The organism is Escherichia sp. 20412-1 (assembly GCF_003027595.1).
GTDB classification, from domain to species: Bacteria; Pseudomonadota; Gammaproteobacteria; order Enterobacterales; family Enterobacteriaceae; genus Escherichia; species Escherichia marmotae.
Genome location: NZ_PYQM01000014.1, coordinates 71,468 through 90,911 on the forward strand (window position 1 = coordinate 71,468; position 19,444 = coordinate 90,911).

A 19,444-nucleotide genomic window follows, 5' to 3' on the forward strand; every position below is an offset into this window, starting at 1 on the left:
TTTTACAGTTCCAGTTCATGTTGCAGCAGGCTGGCGATAGCGTCGGCGGAAGCGGCGTTAACCAGCGCGTTACGGAATTCTTCGTGCATGATGCGGCGAGCGAGGCGCGAGAAAATGCGCATATGCTGATCGCCCGCAGCGTGTTTGTTCAGGGTTAACATAATGATGAATTGTGCTTCATCATCGCCCCAGCGCACAGGTGCTTGCAGACGAGCCACACTGATGGTCGACTGCTCAATATGTTCTGATTTGCTGTGTGGAATGGCGAAACTAAAGCCCAGTCCGGTAGAGAAGACGGCCTCACGCGCCCACAGATCGGCTTCCAGTTTCCGCGGATAGCGACAGCGTCCTGCCAGCAGCAGGTTATCGGTCATGCCTTTGAGCACTTCTTCTTTGCTGCGCCAGTCGCTTTCCAGCGTGATGCACTCGGCGGTAACCAGCGGCGCATCCTGTTGCGTCATACGGAACTGCGCCAGCAGATGCTCCACTTCCAGTGAAGTACGGCAGGCCATCGCCTGGTTAAGCAACTGACGACATTCGCGGCTGTCGAGTTGCGCCATGCGTGCTTTTGCCGCCGGAATTGACGGTGCGCTCATGCTAAGTTCATCCAGCCCTAAACCGATCAGCAGCGGCAGTACGGAACCTTTTGCCCCCAGTTCTCCGCACAGGCCGATCCATTTACCCTGGCGATGCACTGCCTGAACGGCGTAATCAAGCGCCCGCAGGAATGCCGGATTCAGACTGTTGTAGTGACGGGTGACTTTAGCGTTATCACGATCCACCGCCAGCAGATACTGCGTCAGGTCGTTACTGCCGATACTAAAGAAATCAATCTCTTCGCAGCACTGGTCGATAATGAACATGACCGACGGTACTTCCAGCATGATGCCGAGTGGGATCTTTTCATCAAACGGAATGTGTTCGTTACGCAGTTGCTGTTTGGCTTCCGCCAGCTTTTCTTTCACCCATAAGATCTCTTCCATTGAGGAGATCATCGGGATCATGATTTTCAGGCTGCCGTGAGCAGAGGCGCGCAGGATCGACCGTAATTGCGTGGTAAACAGTGACGCGTATTCTTCATAAATACGCACCGCGCGATAACCAAGGAATGGGTTGGCTTCTGCGGGAATATTCAGATAATCAACGGGTTTATCGCCGCCAATATCCATAGTACGCACAATAATGCTGCGCCCGTTGGCGGATTCCAGCGCCTGACAAAAAATGTTGTACAACTCGCTTTCGCCCGGTGCACTGGTGCGATCCATATAGAGCATTTCAGTGCGGAACAGACCAACGCCTTCTGCGCCATTGCCAAACGCAGCCTGTGCTTCTACCGAGTGAGCGATGTTAGCAGCAACTTCGATACGAATACCATCAGCGGTGCGGGCTTGCTGGGTCAGCCAGACACGTTGTTGCTCACGCAGAGCGTCCTGTACGCGCGCTTCCTGTTGATAATAACGCGCCACCGCTTCTGTCGGTTCGACCACAATCGCCCCGGCGTTGCCGTCGATATAAATCGTTTGTTGCAGCCACGGGCTAAGGGTCTCGATATCCACGCCGACCAGCGTCGGAATATTAAATGAACGGGCAAGGATCACCGTGTGTGAGGTGGTGCCGCCGCTTTTCAGTAGCAGACCTTTGAGGTGATTTTTATCCAGTTCGAGGAACTGACTGGGGGTTAGTTCATCCGCCATACAAATGGCTGGCTGCGTCAATTTACCCGGTGCCGGGAAGCGTTGTTCGCCGTAAATTTGCTGGAGTAACTGGAAGCAGACGTCGCGCACATCCAGCGCACGCTCTTGCAGGTAGCTACTACTGGAACGGGCGAACTCTTCGCAAAAGTGATTCGCACTGGCAACAATCGCTTCGGCACAGCTTAATCCCTCGTTGACACCCGCCAGTAAGTGTTGACGTAAAGAGGTATCGCCCGCTAACGAACGGTGGGCTTCCAGTATTGCGCTGGTGGCACCGTCGCTATCCAGCAGACGAAACTCAATGTTTTTCAGTACCAGTGTCAGGCCGTTTTCCAGTGCAGATTGTTCGGCGTCAGCATCTTTAGCGGCAGGAAGATTACCCAGTGCATTGAGATCTAAAGAGGAAATCGGCGTCAGGATGCCGCCTGCGCTACCGTTACACACGGTGCGGGCGCGGATAATGCGCGGATTCAGATTAGTCAGTGAAACCGGCAGCGGCTCCAGTTCGTCAGATTTTACTTCTTCCAGCGGCGCGTCACAGTGGGGAAATTCATCGCGCAGCCATTGGCTTAAACGCTGGTGTGCTTCTTGTTCGTCGGCTCCAGAAATCAGTAACTGGCAGTTATCGCCCACCAGTGTATCGGTGCCAATCAGCGCCAGCGCGCTTTTGGCGTTGCCCTTGCGATCGGTACGCAGGTTATGCCACTCAATTTGCGATGAAAAAGTATTACACAGCGTTTCAACGTGGCTTGCCGGACGTGCATGTACGCCATTAGGTAGCTCACAAATAAATTCCACAATCAGGGCCATTGCCTCTCTCCCGGTAAGGTTTTCTGTTTACAGGATAAGAGTGCACGGTAACGGCCTGCCATGTGACAAATCTGTCAAAAGCTGGACAAATGTAATGTAACCGTCAATTTGCGACGCGTCTCACAAGACGCGCCACTCCGGCATGATTCCGAGATAACGCAAGTTATGAGGCGGATCGCATTTTTGTACTGACATTACAAAAGTCCAGTAAATGGCCTTTTTATCCACTGTTTGCTCCGCTTGCGATTGCCTATTGTTTCTCCCATCAAAAAAATATGGACATGGGCTTTTGCAAGCCCAGGAGCAGCTTATGAATGAGTTGGTGCAGATACTGAAAAACACTCGTCAGCATTTAATGACGGGCGTTTCACACATGATTCCCTTCGTAGTATCGGGCGGTATTTTGCTGGCGGTTTCCGTCATGCTGTACGGCAAAGGTGCGGTGCCAGATGCCGTAGCCGATCCGAATCTGAAAAAACTGTTTGATATCGGCGTCGCGGGCTTAACGCTGATGGTGCCTTTCCTTGCTGCTTACATCGGTTATTCCATTGCGGAACGTTCCGCGCTGGCTCCGTGCGCTATTGGTGCCTGGGTCGGTAACAGTTTTGGTGCAGGCTTCTTTGGCGCGCTGATCGCCGGGATTATCGGCGGCATCGTGGTGCATTACCTGAAGAAAATCCCGGTGCATAAAGTTCTGCGTTCTGTCATGCCAATCTTCATTATTCCGATCGTCGGCACCTTAATTACCGCTGGCGTCATGATGTGGGGGCTGGGCGAGCCTGTGGGCGCATTGACTAACAGTCTGACCCAGTGGCTTCAGGGAATGCAGCAGGGCAGCATTATCATGCTGGCGGTCATTATGGGGCTGATGCTGGCGTTCGATATGGGCGGTCCGGTTAACAAAGTGGCGTATGCATTCATGCTGATTTGTGTCGCCCAGGGTGTTTATACCGTGGTGGCGATCGCGGCAGTAGGGATCTGTGTTCCGCCGCTGGGGATGGGGCTGGCGACGCTGATTGGTCGCAAAAACTTCTCCGCAGAAGAACGTGAAACCGGTAAAGCGGCGTTGGTGATGGGCTGTGTTGGTGTCACTGAAGGGGCGATTCCTTTCGCCGCCGCCGATCCGTTGCGTGTGATCCCTTCCATCATGGTGGGCACTGTTTGTGGCACGGTCACCGCGGCATTGGTTGGTGCGCAGTGCTATGCAGGCTGGGGTGGTCTGATTGTGCTGCCGGTAGTTGAAGGCAAGTTGGGTTACATCGCGGCAGTGGCTGTTGGGGCTGTAGCAACGGCTATCTGCGTTAACGTGCTGAAAAGTCTGGCGCGTAAAAATGGGTCTTCAACTGATGAGAAGGAAGACGACCTGGATCTGGATTTTGAAATTAATTAATTGAGGAACGAGCCATGACGAAAATTATTGCAGTAACCGCATGTCCTTCAGGTGTTGCCCATACCTATATGGCGGCAGAGGCGCTGGAAAGTGCCGCGAAAGCAAAAGGCTGGGAAGTGAAAGTAGAAACCCAGGGGTCGATTGGTCTGGAAAACGAACTGACTGCGGAAGACGTGGTGAGCGCCGATATGGTGATTCTGACCAAAGATATCGGCATCAAGTTTGAAGAGCGTTTTGCTGGCAAGACCATCGTGCGTGTCAACATCAGCGACGCAGTAAAACGCGCTGACGCCATTATGAGCAAAATTGAAGCTCACCTGGCGCAAACCGCTTAAGTTCTTATCCCGCCCGCAAGGGCGGGTTCGCTTTCCCACAGGAGTTCCTCATGACGAATCGTATCTCTCGCCTTAAAACTGCACTGTTTGCCAATACCCGTGAAATCTCGTTGGAGCGGGCGCTGCTTTATACCGCCAGCCATCGGCAAACCGAAGGCGAACCGGTGATATTGCGCCGGGCGAAAGCGACAGCGTATATCCTTGAACATGTTGAAATTTCGATTCGTGATGAAGAACTGATTGCCGGTAACCGCACCGTAAAACCGCGCGCCGGGATTATGTCGCCGGAAATGGATCCTTACTGGTTGCTGAAAGAGCTGGATCAATTCCCGACACGCCCGCAGGATCGCTTCGCCATTAGTGAAGAAGATAAACGTATCTATCGCGAAGAGTTGTTCCCGTACTGGGAAAAACGCTCGATGAAAGATTTCATCAATGGGCAGATGACGGACGAAGTTAAAGCGGCGACCAGTACGCAGATTTTCAGCATCAACCAGACGGATAAAGGCCAGGGGCACATCATTATTGATTACCCACGCCTGCTGAATCACGGGCTGGGTGAGCTGGTGGCGCAGATGCAACAACATTGCCAGCAACAGCCGGATAATCACTTTTATCAGGCTGCGCTGTTATTGCTGGAAGCCTCGCAGAAACATATTTTGCGTTACGCCGAACTGGCAGAAACGATGGCAGCAAGCTGCGTTAATGCCCAACGTCGGGAAGAATTGCTGACTATTGCGGAGATCTCCCGTCATAACGCCGAACATAAGCCGCAGACGTTCTGGCAGGCGTGCCAGTTGTTCTGGTACATGAACATCATTCTGCAATATGAATCTAACGCCAGTTCGCTGTCGTTAGGGCGCTTCGATCAGTATATGTTGCCGTTCTATCAGGCCTCGCTGACCCAGGGTGAAGATCCGGCGTTTCTGAAAGAACTGCTCGAGTCCCTGTGGGTGAAATGTAATGACATTGTGCTGTTACGTTCCACCAGCAGCGCGCGCTATTTCGCAGGTTTCCCGACCGGCTATACCGCACTGCTCGGTGGTTTAACGGAAAACGGACGTAGCGCGGTGAATGTGCTTTCGTTTCTCTGTCTCGACGCCTATCAAAGCGTACAGTTGCCGCAGCCAAATCTCGGTGTGCGCACTAACGCCTTGATTGACACGCCGTTCCTGATGAAAACCGCAGAAACCATTCGTCTTGGTACTGGTATTCCGCAAATCTTCAACGATGAAGTGGTGGTGCCCGCGTTCCTCAACCGTGGTGTTTCGCTGGAAGATGCGCGCGACTATTCAGTGGTCGGTTGCGTGGAATTATCCATTCCGGGCAGAACCTACGGTCTGCACGATATCGCGATGTTTAACCTGCTGAAAGTGATGGAAATCTGCCTGCATGAGAATGAAGGTAATTCCGCATTGAGTTATGACGGTTTGCTGGAACAAATTCGCGCGAAGATCAGCCACTACATCACTCTGATGGTTGAAGGCAGCAATATTTGCGATATCGGCCATCGTGACTGGGCACCAGTGCCGCTGCTCTCTTCGTTTATCAGCGATTGTCTGGAAAAAGGCCGCGATATTACCGACGGCGGCGCGCGTTATAACTTTTCCGGCGTGCAGGGGATTGGTATCGCTAACCTGAGTGATTCACTCCATGCGTTGAAAGGGATGGTTTTTGATCAACAACGTTTAAGTTTTGACGAATTGTTGTCGGTATTAAAAGCAAACTTCGAAACGCCAGAAGGCGAAAAAATCCGTGCTCGTTTAATTAACCGCTTTGAGAAGTACGGCAACGATATCGACGAGGTGGATAACATTAGCGCCGAATTGCTGCGCCATTACTGCAAAGAAGTGGAAAAATACCAGAACCCGCGCGGCGGCTACTTCACGCCGGGGTCGTATACCGTTTCTGCTCACGTCCCGTTGGGGTCGGTGGTTGGCGCGACGCCAGACGGCCGCTTCGCCGGAGAACAACTGGCTGATGGTGGTTTGTCACCAATGTTGGGTCAGGACGGACAAGGGCCAACGGCGGTGCTGAAGTCAGTAAGTAAACTTGATAACACGTTGCTTTCTAACGGTACGTTGCTGAATGTGAAATTCACTCCGGCTACCCTGGAAGGTGAAGCGGGATTACGCAAACTGGCTGACTTCTTACGTGCATTTACTCAGCTTAAGTTGCAGCACGTTCAATTTAACGTAGTGAATGCCGACACGTTACGTGAAGCCCAATTGCGCCCGCAGGACTATGCGGGGCTGGTGGTACGCGTTGCCGGATACAGCGCCTTCTTTGTCGAACTCTCGAAGGAAATTCAGGATGACATTATCCGCCGTACAGCGCATCAGTTGTAACGTTGTGGAAACGCGCCGCGAGGATGTGGCGCGTATTTTTAACATTCAGCGTTATTCGCTGAATGACGGTGAGGGTATTCGTACGGTGGTCTTTTTTAAAGGCTGCCCACATCTGTGCCCGTGGTGTGCTAATCCGGAGTCGATCTCCGGCAAAATCCAGACGGTGCGTAGAGAGGCGAAATGTCTGCATTGCGCGAAATGTTTACGTGATGCAGATGAATGTCCTTCCGGCGCATTTGAGCGGATTGGTCGTGATATCAGCCTCGACGCTCTGGAACGGGAAGTGATGAAGGATGACATTTTCTTTCGCACGTCTGGCGGTGGTGTCACGCTTTCTGGCGGTGAAGTGTTGGTGCAAGCGGAGTTTGCTACCCGTTTTTTGCAACGACTGCGGCTGTGGGGCGTGTCATGTGCCATCGAAACTGCCGGAGACGCGCCAGCAAGCAGGTTGCTACCGCTGGCGAAATTGTGCGATGAAGTGTTGTTCGATTTAAAAATTATGGACCCGACAAGAGCGCGGGACGTGGTGAAAATGAATCTGCCGCGCGTGCTGGAGAATCTGCGTTTGCTGGTGAGTGAAGGTATCAATGTGATCCCTCGTTTGCCGCTGATCCCCGGCTATACGCTCAGCAGAGAGAATATGCAGCAGGCGCTGGATGTGTTGATTCCTTTGAATATCAGGCAGATCCACCTGTTGCCGTTTCATCAGTACGGTGAACCGAAATACCGTCTGTTGGGGCGCGAATGGTCGATGAAAGATATACCGGCACCGTCGTCAGCCGATGTGGCATTGATGCGTGAAATGGCTGAACAGGCTGGTTTTCAGGTTACGGTTGGGGGGTAGGATGGCATATCTGGTTGCAGTTACCGCCTGCGTTAGCGGTGTGGCACATACCTATATGGCGGCAGAACGGCTGGAAAAGTTGTGTCAGCAGGAAAAGTGGAGCGTCAGCATTGAAACTCAGGGGGCGCTGGGAACGGAGAACCGCTTATCGGACGAGAATATCCGTCGCGCGGATGTTGTGTTGTTGATTACAGATATCGAGCTTTCTGGTGCCGAGCGTTTTGAACATTGTCGCTATGTACAATGCGGTATCTACGCTTTTCTACGCGAACCTCATCGGGTGATGAGTGCTGTTCGTAAGGTGCTTTCTGCGCCGCAGCAAACGCACCTTATTCTGGAGTAGTTGGTTTTTCTGTCAGTTGGCTGTGGTACTGCCGACGATATTCCGACGGCGAGCGTTCGGTATTTTTACGAAACAGACGGCAGAAGTAGTTGCTGTCGACAAAACCGCAGGCGTGAGCCACTTCTTTTACCTTCAGATCATAGCCTTTCAGTAGCGTCTTAGCATGTTCCAGTCGCGTGTGATTCAGGTATTCGTTAAAGCCAATAGCCCCCGTTTTTTGAAACAGGTGCGATAGGTAGTTTGGTGAAATGTAGAACGCCTGCGCGACAGATTCGCGGGTCAGCGCGGTGGCATAACGTTCGTCGATGTAATCGCGAATGGCTTCGAAAAGTGCCTGGCTGCGAGAGGCTGTCTGAATTTGGCTGCCGAGCAAATCGCGGCAGTGGCTAAGCAAACTGGTGACAATAAGCCTGGCTGTTTGTTGCTCCTGCGGCTGCATTTGCATTTCATTGAGCGTTTGTAGCAGGAACGAGCCAATACGTGGGCCACGTCGGGCGACGTGTTGCTTCGCCAGATTTTGATATTGTTTGCCATCCCACTGTACGACGCTGAAGCCGAGTTGCTGTTTGCCAAACAGAACGCTAAATGTCGTGGCGGGTGTTTCCCATTGTGGGAAATTCCACCCGCCAGCGGGAACGTACAGTACATCGCCGGAAACTAACGTTGCACCTGTACCGGTATCAACAAACTCGCCTTCCAGCACAATTTCCAGCCGTGGAAAATCGACCTTATACGCGAGATCGGGGGCCGGGCCGTTGCTGCTCGCGAAGTAAACCTGGCGGAGTAACAGCGGGCCGTTGATTAGGCGGGAGAGCAGATAGTTGACGTCGTGATACATGTTATTCCCTCAGGTATGTAGACGGGAAAACAGTAACTGGCATTATGAAAAAAGGCCACCTGAAAAGTGTGGCCTGATGGGAGTGAGATGTAAACATTGCGGCAGTTGTATTGCCGGATGCGGCGTAAACGCCTTATCCGGCCTACCGCCGCGATCTGTAGGCCGGATAAGACGCGTCAAGCGTCGCATCCGGCAAATAGCACCTGGTAGATAATTACTGATTACCCACCTGATCGCCATACGGCAGAGTGTCGTAATCGATCAGCGCATTTTTCTTATACGGGTTACCAATCCAGCGGGTGGTTTCTTTGAATTGCGGGTTCACCACCGAACGGGTTGGATCGTAACCGTCGTAAGATAAGCCCGCCAAATCCGACCAGGTGTGGATCAGTTCAGCCAGGCTGTATTTACGATCGACATCCTGCGAGAAATCACGCGGATGAGTCGCCTGCCATTTTTCCGACGTCCACAGCAGGAACGGAATGGTGTACATGTGGCGCGTCGGGTTGTCTTCATTACGCCCCTGAGTTTTATGCGGTGGTGTGTCATAAACCTCTTCACCGTGGTCAGAGAAGTAAACCAGGAAACCATTCGGATCAGCAGCTTTAAAGTCTTTAATCAGGCTGGCAACTACGTGATCGTTGTACAAGTTGGCGTTGTCGTAATCGTTATACGATTCCAACTCTTCTGCGCTTAATCCCGGCGGCACGTGATCGGTATTGCCATCAAACTTGCCCTGATCTTCCGGGTAACGATATTTGTATTTGATGTGCGTACCCAGCAGATGAACGATGATCAGTTTCTTCGGCGCGGGGTCCTTCAGCACTTCCTGGAACGGCTTCAGCACGTTGGTGTCGTATTCACGCGCACTCTGTGTGCGTTGCTGGTTCATGTAGTACTGTTTATCGGTCTGGCGCGAAAATACCGTCAGCATGGTGTTGCGGGCGGTCATCGTTTGCTGGTTGGTGATCCAGAACGTTTTATAACCCGCCTGTTTCATCATGTTCATCAGCGACGGCTGCGTCAGGTACAGATCCGGATTCTTTTCGTTGGCGAAAGTCAGCGCCTGTTGCAGGATTTCAATGGTGTACGGACGCGATGTGACCACATTATTGAACACGGTCAGGTTTGGGTCGGTTTTATGCAGCGCATCCAGTTCAGGCGTGGTTTCACGCGGATAACCGTACAGGCTCATGCGTCCACGCTGGGTTGATTCGCCAATCACCAGTACTAAGGTGCGCGGTTCGTTGCCCGATTCGTCTTTGAAATTAGCCAGCGGCGGTAATGCGTTATTTTCATTCAGTAGTTTCGTCAGTGAGTTAAGTTGCTGGCGATACTGATAATAACCTGTCAGGAATTGCCACGGCGCGGCGGGTTCCATGCGCGATGCCAGATTATCCAACGTTTTCTCAAACGGTTTGTTTTTGATAAACGTGTTCATGGCGATCGGGTGCAGAATCAAACCATAAAGCAGGGCAAAAGAGACAACATAACGCCACGGCTTCGGAATATAGACCGGGCGCAGGCGTGTCCATAGCAGAACTGCCACTGCTGTATAGGCCAGCGCGATAAGCACAATCTTCAGGCTGAAATACTGGCTTAAATACTCGCTGGCTTCGTTGGTGTTGGTTTCAAACATCACAAACAGAACGCTCTGCGAGAACTCCTGACCGTATATGACGTAGTAACACAGCGCCGCCAGAGAGGCCGCCCACAGCATCACGCCGATTACCGCGGCGATAATTTTAATCCGCTTCGGAAAGAGGAATACCGGGATCAACCACAGCGAACTAAACAACAGTGAGTCGCGCATGCCGTTAGTACCGCTGTAGCCGCTGACGTAAATAATGACCTGTAGTAGGGTAGAGAAAAACCAAAAGTAGAGCAGTGCCCAACCCAGGGCTTTCCAGCTAAAAAGGGGTTTAGCCTGGACTTCTGTGGAATGCATAGTAAGAACCTGTCTCGAAAAAATAGCGCCGAATGTAAGGGTAAAACCTTAAGGATATCTGAAGAGATATCCAGGATTTGAATAAAATGCAGACAGAAATATATTGAAAACGAGGGAGTTAGAACAGAAGTATTTCAGAAAACCCTCGCACTATTGCACGAGGGTTGATAGAGGGAGGGATTAGCCGGTATTACGCATACCTGCCGCAATCCCGGCAATAGTGACCATTAACGCTTGTTCTACGCGGGGATCCGGTTCATGACCTTCTTTTTCCGCCTGGCGGGAGCGGTGCAGTAGCTCTGCCTGCAACACGTTCAGCGGGTCGGTGTATATATTCCGTAGCTGAATAGACTCGGCAATCCACGGCAGATCCGCCATCAGATGGGAATCGTTGGCAATCGCCAGCACCACTTTGATGTCTTCTTCTTGCAGATTGCGTAACTCTTTACCTAACGGCCACAGTTCTTTGTCGACCAGGCGTTGGTCATAGTATTCCGCCAGCCACAGATCCGCTTTTGCGAACACCATCTCCAGCATTCCCAGACGTGTTGAGAAGAACGGCCAGTCGCGGCACATGGTTTCCAGTTCGTTCTGTTTGCCATCTTCGACCACTTTTTGCAGCGCTGTACCCGCACCCAGCCAGGCGGGAAGCATCAGGCGGTTTTGCGTCCAGGCGAAGATCCACGGAATGGCGCGCAGTGATTCGACGCCGCCGGTTGGGCGACGTTTCGCCGGACGTGAACCCAACGGCAGTTTGCCCAGTTCCTGTTCTGGTGTAGCGGAACGGAAGTAAGGAACAAAATCTTTGTTTTCACGCACGTAGCCACGATAGACATCGCAAGAGATGACCGACAGTTCATCCATAATCCGACGCCAGCTCTCTTTCGGCTCTGGCGGTGGCAGCAGGTTGGCTTCCAGAATCGCCCCGGTGTACAGCGACAGGCTGCTAACGGTGATTTCCGGTAGACCGTATTTAAAGCGGATCATCTCGCCCTGTTCGGTCACACGCAGGCCGCCTTTCAGGCTTCCCGGCGGTTGCGAAAGCAGTGCTGCATGTGCTGGTGCGCCACCGCGGCCAATGGAACCGCCGCGACCGTGGAACAGCGTCAGTTCAATACCCGCCTTTTCGCAGGTTTTGATTAACGCATCCTGTGCCTGATACTGCGCCCAGGATGCCGCCATCACGCCCGCATCTTTTGCTGAGTCGGAATAGCCAATCATTACCATCTGTTTGCCCTGAATCAGACCGCGATACCAGTCGATATTCAGCAGTTGGGTCATAACATCGTTGGCGTTGTTCAGGTCATCGAGGGTTTCAAACAGCGGTGCGACCGGCATCGCGAATCCAATTCCCGCTTCTTTCAGTAGCAGGTGGACAGCCAGTACGTCAGACGGTGTTTTCGCCATCGAGATCACGTAGGCGGCAATGGAGCCTTGCGGCGCTTCGGCAATCACCTGACACGTATCGAGCACTTCGCGCGTTTCGGCGCTTGGTTGCCAGTTGCGAGGCAGCAACGGACGTTTAGAGTTCAGTTCGCGGATCAGGAACGCCTGTTTGTCGGCCTCTGACCAGCTTTCGTAGTCTCCGATGCCGAGGTAGCGGGTCAGTTCACCCAATGCTTCGGTATGACGAGTACTCTCCTGGCGGATATCAATACGCACCAGCGGTACGCCGAAACATTTCACGCGGCGCAGAGTATCGAGCAGATCGCCGTTGGCGATAATCCCCATGCCACATGCCTGAAGTGACTGGTAGCAAGCGTAGAGCGGCTCCCATAATTCTTCGTTCTGTGTCAGCAGGCCTTCCGGTTTTGGCAGTTCTTCACCTTTCAGGCGCGCTTCCAGCCACGCCTGGGTCGCCATCAGGCGAGAACGCAGGTTTTTCATCAGATAGCGATACGGCTCTGCAGCACCTTCTTCACCGACCAGCGCCAGCAGTTCAGGTGTTGCTTCAACCATCGACAACTCGGAGACCAGAACCTGAATATCTTTCAGGAACAGGTCAGTTGCTTTCCAGCGACTGAGCAGAAGTACGTGACGGGTGATGTCGGCGGTGACGTTTGGGTTGCCATCGCGGTCGCCGCCCATCCACGAGGTAAAACGAACCGGAACAAATTCTACCGGCAGTTTGTAGCCCAGGTTTTCTTCCAGTTGCTCATTCAGTTCGCGCAGGTAATTCGGCACGCCCTGCCACAGGCTGTTTTCTACTACTGCAAAACCCCATTTGGCTTCATCAATTGGGCTTGGGCGTAGTTTGCGGATTTCATCGGTATGCCACGACTGAGCGATCAACTGACGCAGACGGCGCATTAATTGGTGATGTTCGTAGTCAGCGAGATCTTTGTTGTCGAGCTGTTTTAAGCAGGCGTTCACTTCCACCATTTTGTGGATCAGTGTGCGGCGGGTGATTTCGGTTGGGTGTGCGGTAAGAACCAGTTCCAGCGACAACGATTCAACCGCTTTTTTGATAGTTTCTTCGCTAAGGTCTGGCTGGTTTTTTAGTTTACGCAGGGTACGGGCGATCACTTCCGGATTGCTGGCAGCCTCACCTTTTGGCGAAATGCTGTGGTATTGCTCGGCGGTGTTGGCCAGGTTCAGGAACTGGCTAAACGCACGCGCAACGGGTAGCAGCTCGTCGTTCGACAAATTTTGTAAGGTGGTGAGCAACTCCTGGCGGTTAGCATCATTGCCAGCGCGTGAAGATTTGGACAACTTACGGATAGTTTCTACGCGTTCAAGAATGTGTTCTCCCAACGCATCCTTGATGGTTTCTCCCAGCACTTTGCCGAGCATACTGACATTACTGCGCAACGCGGAATATTGTTCGTTCATATGACCCCAGACACCCCATCTTATCGTTTGATAGCCCTGTATCCTTCACGTCGCATTGGCGCGAATATGCTCGGGCTTTGCTTTTCGTCGTCTTTTATAAAGCCACGTAAACGCGGTGACGTCAAATGCTGCGAAATCGCTTCAGCAAACGAATAAATAGCAGGGATTTACGCCATTAAATTCACGACGTTTTAAATAAGCGTAACTTATGGGAATGTTAAAAATTCGCCTCGCGTAACACCAAATACGTAGGTCGGATAAGATGCGCAAGCATCGCATCCGACATTATTGCGGCGCTGGAGTTTGGCAACAGTGCCGGATGCGGCGCGAGCGCCTTATCCGGCCTACGGTTGGGCATCATTTGAGTCACTGTAGGTCGGATAAGATGCGCAAGCATCGCATCCGACATTATTGCGGCGCTGGAGTTTGGCAGCAGTGCCGGATGCGGCGCGAGCGCCTTATCCGGCCTACGGTTGGGCATCATTTGAGTCACTGTAGGTCGGATAAGATGCGCAAGCATCACATCCGACATTACTGCGGTGCTGGAGTTTGGCAGCAGTGCCGGATGCGGCGCGAGCGCTTTGTCCGGCCTACGGTTGGGCATCATTTGAGTCACTGTAGGTCAGATAAGATGCGCAAGCATCGCATCCGACATTATTGCGGCGCTGGAGTTTGGCAACAGTGCCGGATGCGGCGCGAGCGCCTTATCCGGCCTACGGTTGGGCATCATTTGAGTCACTGTAGGTCGGATAAGATGCGCAAGCATCGCATCCGACATTACTGCGGTGCTGGAGTTTGGTAGCAGTGCCGGATGCGGCGCGAATGCTTTGTCCGGCCTACGGTTGGGCATCATTTGAGTCACTGTAGGTCAGATAAGATGCGCAAGCATCGCATCCGACATTATTGCGGCGCTGGAGTTTGGCAGCAGTGCCGGATGCGGCGCGAGCGCCTTATCCGGCCTACGGTTGGGCATCATTTGAGTCACTGTAGGTCGGATAAGATGCGCAAGCATCGCATCCGACATTACTGCGGTGCTGGAGTTTGGCAACAGTGCCGGATGCGCTGCGAGCGCTTTGTCCGGCCTACGTTTTAATGCCAGCAAAAATGGTGAATCACCTGGGTGATCAACTCGCGGGTGGGTTTAATAAACCGTGTCTCCAGATATTCATCAGGCTGATGGGCTTGATTGATTGAACCTGGTCCTAACACCAGCGTCGGGCATAGCGTCTGAATAAACGGTGCTTCGGTACAGTAGTTCACCACTTCGGTCTGTGCGCCGAGCAATTTCTCAACCACTTCAACCAGTTGATGATTCGGCGGGCACTCATAACCAGGGATCGGCGGATGCAGCTCTTCGACCGTCAGACGACCCGGCCAGCGTTCGCTTACCGGTGCCAGCGCGTCGTTGAGCAAGCCGTTAAGTTCATTGAGCGTCATGCCAGGCAGCGGACGAATATCCATATGCAACTCACAGCAGGCGCAAATTCGGTTAGATGCGTCACCGCCGTGAATATGCCCGAGGTTGAGCGTGGGATACGGTACGGTAAACGCTTCATAGTGATAGCGTTCTTTAAGGTCGTCACGTAATTGTAAAATATGGCCGATGGCGTCATGCATCAGCTCGATGGCATTCACCCCGCGTGCCGGATCGCTGGAGTGCCCCGACTGACCCATAATGCGAATGGCGTTAGAAATATGGCCTTTATGTGCGCGTACCGGTTGCAGTGACGTCGGTTCGCCAATGATGGCGCAATCCGGGCGCAGGGCGGTGGTTTCGGCAAAATAACGCGCTCCGGCCATACTGGTTTCTTCATCGGCAGTCGCCAGAATGTAGAGCGGCTTTGCAAGCTTCGTAACGTCGACATCGCGTAGTGCATCAAGGATAAACGCAAAGAAGCCTTTCATGTCGGCGGTGCCCAGACCATAGAGCTTGCCGTCATGCTCAGTCAGCGTAAACGGATCGCGCGTCCAGCGCCCGTCATCAAACGGCACGGTATCGGTATGCCCCGCCAGCAACAAGCCGCCAGCGCCGTGTCCGCAACTTGCCAGCATATTAAATTTGTTGCGTGTTCCCGGCACGGGCTGCACTTCCACATTGAAGCCCAAATCTTTGAACCAACCCGCCAGCAGAGTGATTAAATCTGCATTGCTTTGATCGAGCGCTTCTTCCGTGGCGCTTATTGAAGGTGTGGCAATCAGAGCACGGTAGATCTCGATAAATGGCGGTAATTTGTTTTTCATTGTTGACACACCTCTGGTCATGATAGTATCAATATTCATGCATTAATTGTGAATAAAAATACACTAACGTTGAGCGTAATAAAACCCACCAGCCGTAAGGTGAATGTTTTACGTTTAGCCAGGCAAACAGACATAAGAAGGTGAATAGCCCCGATGTTGAATACGCTGATTGTGGGTGCCAGTGGTTACGCTGGCGCAGAGCTAGTGACCTATGTAAATCGCCATCCGCATATGAACATAACCGCTTTGACTGTTTCAGCGCAAAGCAATGATGCGGGAAAGTTAATCTCCGATTTGCATCCGCAGCTCAAAGGCATCGTTGATCTGCCGCTGCAGCCGATGTCGGATATCAGCGAGTTTAGCCCAGGGGTGGATGTGGTGTTTCTCGCCACTGCCCATGAAGTTAGCCACGATTTAGCACCGCAGTTTCTTGATGCAGGCTGTGTGGTATTCGACCTTTCCGGCGCATTCCGCGTTAACGACGCCGCCTTCTATGAAAAATATTACGGCTTTACCCATCAATACCCGGAACTGCTGGAGCAAGCCGCTTATGGTCTGGCGGAGTGGTGCGGCAATAAATTAAAAGAAGCGAATTTGATTGCGGTGCCGGGGTGTTACCCGACGGCAGCGCAGTTGGCGCTTAAACCGTTGATTGATGCCGATCTTCTAGATCTCAATCAGTGGCCGGTCATCAACGCCACCAGCGGTGTAAGCGGTGCAGGACGTAAGGCAGCGATTTCTAACAGCTTTTGTGAAGTCAGCCTGCAACCATACGGTGTCTTTACCCATCGCCATCAACCGGAGATCGCTACACACCTTGGTGCTGACGTGATCTTCACCCCGCATCTGGGCAATTTCCCGCGCGGCATTCTGGAAACGATTACCTGCCGTCTGAAACCGGGCGTGACCCAGGCGCAAGTAGCACAAGTGTTGCAACAGGCATATGCGCATAAACCGCTGGTACGGTTGTATGACAAAGGCGTTCCGGCGCTGAAAAACGTTGTCGGGCTACCGTTCTGCGATATCGGTTTTGCCGTTCAGGGCGAGCATCTGATTGTGGTGGCGACCGAAGACAACTTATTGAAAGGTGCGGCGGCACAGGCAATCCAGTGTGCCAATATTCGTTTCGGCTATGCGGAAACGCAGTCTCTTATTTAAGGGTGCAATGATGAATCCATTAATTATCAAACTGGGCGGCGTATTGCTGGATAGTGAAGAGGCGCTGGAACGGCTGTTTAGCGCACTGGTGAATTATCGCGAGTCTCATCAGCGTCCGTTGGTGATTGTTCACGGCGGCGGCTGCGTGGTGGATGAGTTGATGAAAGGGTTGAATCTGCCGGTGAAAAAGAAAAACGGCCTGCGCGTGACGCCTGCGGATCAGATAGACATTATCACTGGCGCACTGGCGGGAACGGCAAATAAAACCCTGCTGGCGTGGGCGAAGAAACATCAGATTGCTGCTGTGGGGCTGTTTCTCGGTGATGGCGACAGCGTCAAAGTGACCCAGCTCGATGAAGAGTTGGGCCATGTTGGACTGGCGCAGCCAGGTTCGCCTAAGCTTATCAACACGTTGCTGGAAAACGGTTATTTGCCGGTGGTCAGCTCTATTGGTGTGACGGACGAAGGGCAACTGATGAACGTCAATGCTGACCAGGCCGCGACGGCACTGGCGGCAACGCTGGGTGCGGATCTGATTTTGCTTTCTGATGTCAGTGGCATCCTCGACGGTAAAGGGCAACGAATTGCTGAGATGACCGCGGCGAAAGCAGAACAACTGATTGAGCAGGGCATTATTACTGACGGCATGATTGTGAAAGTGAATGCGGCGCTGGACGCTGCACGCACGCTGGGCCGCCCGGTGGACATCGCCTCCTGGCGTCATGCGGAACAGCTTCCGGCACTGTTTAACGGTATGCCGATGGGGACGCGGATTTTAGCTTAATTTTTGTTGGCCGGAGGCACAGCTTCCGGCATTGAATTTCAAAATAAGGAAACAGAGTTATGGCACTTTGGGGCGGGCGTTTTACTCAGGCAGCAGATCAACGGTTCAAACAATTTAATGACTCATTGCGCTTTGATTACCGTCTGGCGGAGCAGGATATTGTCGGCTCTGTAGCCTGGTCCAAAGCCCTGGTAACGGTAGGTGTGTTGACCGCAGAAGAGCAGGTGCAACTAGAAGAGGCGCTGAACGTGCTGCTGGAAGACGTTCGCGCCAGGCCACAACAAATCCTCGAAAGCGACGCCGAAGATATCCATAGCTGGGTGGAAGGTAAACTGATCGACAAAGTGGGTCAGTTAGGCAAAAAACTGCATACCGGGCGTAGCCGTAATGACCAGGTAGCGACTGACCTGAAATTGTGGTGCAAAGAGATGGTCAGCGAGTTGCTGGCGGCTAACCGCCAGTTGCAATCGGCGTTGGTGGAAACGGCGCAAAATAATCAGGACGCAGTGATGCCGGGTTATACCCACCTGCAACGCGCTCAACCGGTGACGTTCGCTCACTGGTGCCTGGCCTATGTTGAGATGCTGGCGCGTGATGAAAGCCGTTTGCAGGACGCGCTTAAGCGTCTGGATGTCAGCCCGTTAGGTTGTGGTGCGCTGGCGGGAACGGCCTATGACATTGACCGTGAACAACTGGCTGGCTGGCTGGGTTTTGCCTCGGCAACGCGTAACAGCCTGGACAGCGTTTCTGACCGTGATCACGTACTGGAACTGCTTTCTGCCGCCGCCATCGGCATGGTGCATCTGTCGCGTTTTGCCGAAGATCTCATTTTCTTTAACACCGGCGAAGCGGGTTTTGTCGAACTGTCTGATCGCGTGACTTCCGGTTCATCCTTAATGCCGCAGAAGAAAAACCCGGATGCGCTGGAGCTGATTCGTGGGAAATGTGGTCGTGTCCAGGGCGCATTAACCGGCATGATGATGACTCTGAAAGGGTTACCGCTGGCCTATAACAAAGACATGCAGGAAGACAAAGAGGGCTTGTTCGACGCACTCGACACCTGGCTGGATTGCCTGCATATGGCGGCGCTGGTGCTGGATGGGATTCAGGTGAAACGCCCGCGTTGTCAGGAAGCGGCGCAACAGGGCTACGCTAACGCCACTGAACTGGCGGATTATCTGGTGGCAAAAGGCGTACCGTTCCGCGAGGCGCACCATATTGTGGGTGAAGCGGTGGTGGAAGCCATTCGTCAGGGCAAACCACTGGAAGAACTGCCGCTGGCTGAGTTGCAGAAATTCAGCAAGGTGATTGGAGAAGATGTGTATCCGATTTTGTCGTTGCAATCGTGCCTCGACAAACGTGCGGCAAAAGGCGGCGTCTCACCGCAGCAGGTGGCGCAGGCGATTGCTTTTGCAAAGGCGCGGTTGGTGTAACTTGTTTATATCGCTCCCCTGAAAACGGGGAGTTTGCCTTATCATGCCTACGTAGTGTTGCGCTTTGTAAGCCAGATAAGGCGTTTACGCCGCATCTGGCAGGAATTTATCATCATCCTGATGCCCCTGAGTTTTACGTCCAGCCACAGCCATTCTTCGTCACATTCCTTTTAATTCTTGCGTCTTCTTTACGTTTACTTTTCCTATAAAAATCATTTTCAAATACATCAAACAATACATATTTTAATTAATTGAATATAATTAATTTCTATTGCTGTGTTCATTTTTAATGATTAATGGAATTTGTTATGTGATTATTTAACGTGTTGTTTTAACGATGATGGTTAATATTGTAGACAATATTTGAGGATATTTCTGTTCCTCGGCGGAAAATTTTATTTTTAATGTGATCACGGTTGAATAATCACTTTTTCTTCCTTGTATGG

16 protein-coding genes are annotated in these 19,444 nt (G+C 52.4%); 8 read left to right on the top strand and 8 right to left on the bottom strand.

The window, feature by feature from the left end:
- Positions 1–2: 2 nt before the first annotated feature.
- Positions 3–2,504, bottom strand: a complete 2,502-nt coding sequence (ptsP, locus tag C7B16_RS12050; RefSeq protein ID WP_107179748.1) for a phosphoenolpyruvate--protein phosphotransferase — start codon at positions 2,502–2,504, stop codon at positions 3–5.
- Positions 2,505–2,814: 310 nt separating this feature from the next.
- Here ptsP and C7B16_RS12055 point away from each other — a divergent pair, with 310 nt between their 5' ends.
- From C7B16_RS12055 to C7B16_RS12075, 5 genes are read left to right on the top strand one after another with little or no spacing between them, the layout of a single operon-like run.
- The gene (locus C7B16_RS12055; RefSeq protein ID WP_001004461.1) at positions 2,815–3,894 is read left to right on the top strand and encodes a PTS fructose transporter subunit EIIC; all 1,080 of its coding nucleotides are present in this window, start codon (positions 2,815–2,817) and stop codon (positions 3,892–3,894) included.
- A 14-nt stretch (positions 3,895–3,908) separates the two neighbouring features.
- Positions 3,909–4,229, top strand: a complete 321-nt coding sequence (locus C7B16_RS12060; RefSeq protein ID WP_016262751.1) for a PTS fructose-like transporter subunit IIB — start codon at positions 3,909–3,911, stop codon at positions 4,227–4,229.
- A 50-nt stretch (positions 4,230–4,279) separates the two neighbouring features.
- Complete coding sequence (locus C7B16_RS12065) at positions 4,280–6,577, top strand: formate C-acetyltransferase (protein WP_000184814.1); 2,298 nt, start codon at positions 4,280–4,282, stop codon at positions 6,575–6,577.
- Positions 6,543–7,421, top strand: coding sequence for a [formate-C-acetyltransferase]-activating enzyme (locus tag C7B16_RS12070; RefSeq protein WP_000175534.1), 879 nt, complete (start codon positions 6,543–6,545; stop codon positions 7,419–7,421). The genes C7B16_RS12065 and C7B16_RS12070 overlap by 35 nt, the downstream gene beginning before the upstream one ends.
- Position 7,422: 1 nt before the next feature.
- Positions 7,423–7,764 carry a PTS fructose-like transporter subunit IIB gene (locus tag C7B16_RS12075; RefSeq protein ID WP_000323857.1) on the top strand — a complete coding sequence of 114 codons (342 nt, stop codon included), beginning with the start codon at positions 7,423–7,425 and terminating at the stop codon, positions 7,762–7,764.
- Here the strand turns inward: C7B16_RS12075 and C7B16_RS12080 are convergent.
- The 7 genes from C7B16_RS12080 to argE all read right to left on the bottom strand — a co-directional run bounded on the left by C7B16_RS12080 (position 7,751) and on the right by argE (position 15,623).
- Positions 7,751–8,602, bottom strand: a complete 852-nt coding sequence (locus C7B16_RS12080) for an AraC family transcriptional regulator (protein WP_000274587.1) — start codon at positions 8,600–8,602, stop codon at positions 7,751–7,753. The genes C7B16_RS12075 and C7B16_RS12080 overlap by 14 nt on opposite strands.
- 214 nt (positions 8,603–8,816) lie before the next feature.
- A complete protein-coding gene (locus tag C7B16_RS12085) occupies positions 8,817–10,550 on the bottom strand; it encodes a phosphoethanolamine transferase CptA (RefSeq protein ID WP_016249364.1) in 1,734 nt (577 codons plus the stop codon).
- Between the two features lie 180 nt (positions 10,551–10,730).
- A complete protein-coding gene (gene ppc, locus C7B16_RS12090) occupies positions 10,731–13,382 on the bottom strand; it encodes a phosphoenolpyruvate carboxylase (protein ID WP_001005558.1) in 2,652 nt (883 codons plus the stop codon).
- Positions 13,383–13,599: 217 nt separating this feature from the next.
- A complete protein-coding gene (locus tag C7B16_RS12095; protein ID WP_107179749.1) occupies positions 13,600–13,989 on the bottom strand; it encodes a hypothetical protein in 390 nt (129 codons plus the stop codon).
- 15 nt (positions 13,990–14,004) lie between these two features.
- A complete protein-coding gene (locus tag C7B16_RS24580; RefSeq protein ID WP_143192599.1) occupies positions 14,005–14,235 on the bottom strand; it encodes a hypothetical protein in 231 nt (76 codons plus the stop codon).
- Positions 14,236–14,250: 15 nt separating this feature from the next.
- The gene (locus tag C7B16_RS12100; protein ID WP_107179750.1) at positions 14,251–14,484 is read right to left on the bottom strand and encodes a hypothetical protein; all 234 of its coding nucleotides are present in this window, start codon (positions 14,482–14,484) and stop codon (positions 14,251–14,253) included.
- Positions 14,472–15,623 (bottom strand): acetylornithine deacetylase, encoded by a 1,152-nt coding sequence (gene argE / locus C7B16_RS12105; RefSeq protein ID WP_001517526.1) that lies wholly within the window; start codon positions 15,621–15,623, stop codon positions 14,472–14,474. Before argE ends, C7B16_RS12100 begins: the two co-directional genes overlap by 13 nt.
- A gap of 153 nt (positions 15,624–15,776) precedes the next feature.
- Between argE and argC the strand changes: the two genes are divergently transcribed.
- Genes argC through argH form a run of 3 tightly spaced genes read left to right on the top strand, consistent with a single transcriptional unit; the run spans position 15,777 to position 18,998 of the window.
- Positions 15,777–16,781: an N-acetyl-gamma-glutamyl-phosphate reductase gene (gene argC, locus C7B16_RS12110; RefSeq protein WP_000935354.1), complete on the top strand. Its 1,005-nt coding sequence runs from the start codon at positions 15,777–15,779 to the stop codon at positions 16,779–16,781.
- A 7-nt stretch (positions 16,782–16,788) separates the two neighbouring features.
- Positions 16,789–17,565 carry an acetylglutamate kinase gene (gene argB, locus C7B16_RS12115; protein ID WP_001362445.1) on the top strand — a complete coding sequence of 259 codons (777 nt, stop codon included), beginning with the start codon at positions 16,789–16,791 and terminating at the stop codon, positions 17,563–17,565.
- Between the two features lie 59 nt (positions 17,566–17,624).
- Positions 17,625–18,998, top strand: coding sequence for an argininosuccinate lyase (gene argH / locus C7B16_RS12120; RefSeq protein WP_001240113.1), 1,374 nt, complete (start codon positions 17,625–17,627; stop codon positions 18,996–18,998).
- Positions 18,999–19,444 lie beyond the last annotated feature (446 nt).

Coding starts and splice junctions, on each gene's coding strand:
- C7B16_RS12055 (WP_001004461.1), top strand. CDS start 2,815: ATGAATGAGTTGGTGCAGATACTGAAAAACACTCGTCAGCATTTAATG.
- C7B16_RS12065 (WP_000184814.1), top strand. CDS start 4,280: ATGACGAATCGTATCTCTCGCCTTAAAACTGCACTGTTTGCCAATACC.
- argE (WP_001517526.1), bottom strand. CDS start 15,623: ATGAAAAACAAATTACCGCCATTTATCGAGATCTACCGTGCTCTGATT.
- C7B16_RS24580 (WP_143192599.1), bottom strand. CDS start 14,235: ATGATGCCCAACCGTAGGCCGGACAAAGCATTCGCGCCGCATCCGGCA.
- ppc (WP_001005558.1), bottom strand. CDS start 13,382: ATGAACGAACAATATTCCGCGTTGCGCAGTAATGTCAGTATGCTCGGC.
- argB (WP_001362445.1), top strand. CDS start 16,789: ATGATGAATCCATTAATTATCAAACTGGGCGGCGTATTGCTGGATAGT.
- C7B16_RS12060 (WP_016262751.1), top strand. CDS start 3,909: ATGACGAAAATTATTGCAGTAACCGCATGTCCTTCAGGTGTTGCCCAT.
- C7B16_RS12095 (WP_107179749.1), bottom strand. CDS start 13,989: ATGATGCCCAACCGTAGGCCGGACAAAGCGCTCGCGCCGCATCCGGCA.
- argH (WP_001240113.1), top strand. CDS start 17,625: ATGGCACTTTGGGGCGGGCGTTTTACTCAGGCAGCAGATCAACGGTTC.
- C7B16_RS12070 (WP_000175534.1), top strand. CDS start 6,543: ATGACATTATCCGCCGTACAGCGCATCAGTTGTAACGTTGTGGAAACG.
- argC (WP_000935354.1), top strand. CDS start 15,777: ATGTTGAATACGCTGATTGTGGGTGCCAGTGGTTACGCTGGCGCAGAG.
- ptsP (WP_107179748.1), bottom strand. CDS start 2,504: ATGGCCCTGATTGTGGAATTTATTTGTGAGCTACCTAATGGCGTACAT.
- C7B16_RS12080 (WP_000274587.1), bottom strand. CDS start 8,602: ATGTATCACGACGTCAACTATCTGCTCTCCCGCCTAATCAACGGCCCG.
- C7B16_RS12085 (WP_016249364.1), bottom strand. CDS start 10,550: ATGCATTCCACAGAAGTCCAGGCTAAACCCCTTTTTAGCTGGAAAGCC.
- C7B16_RS12075 (WP_000323857.1), top strand. CDS start 7,423: ATGGCATATCTGGTTGCAGTTACCGCCTGCGTTAGCGGTGTGGCACAT.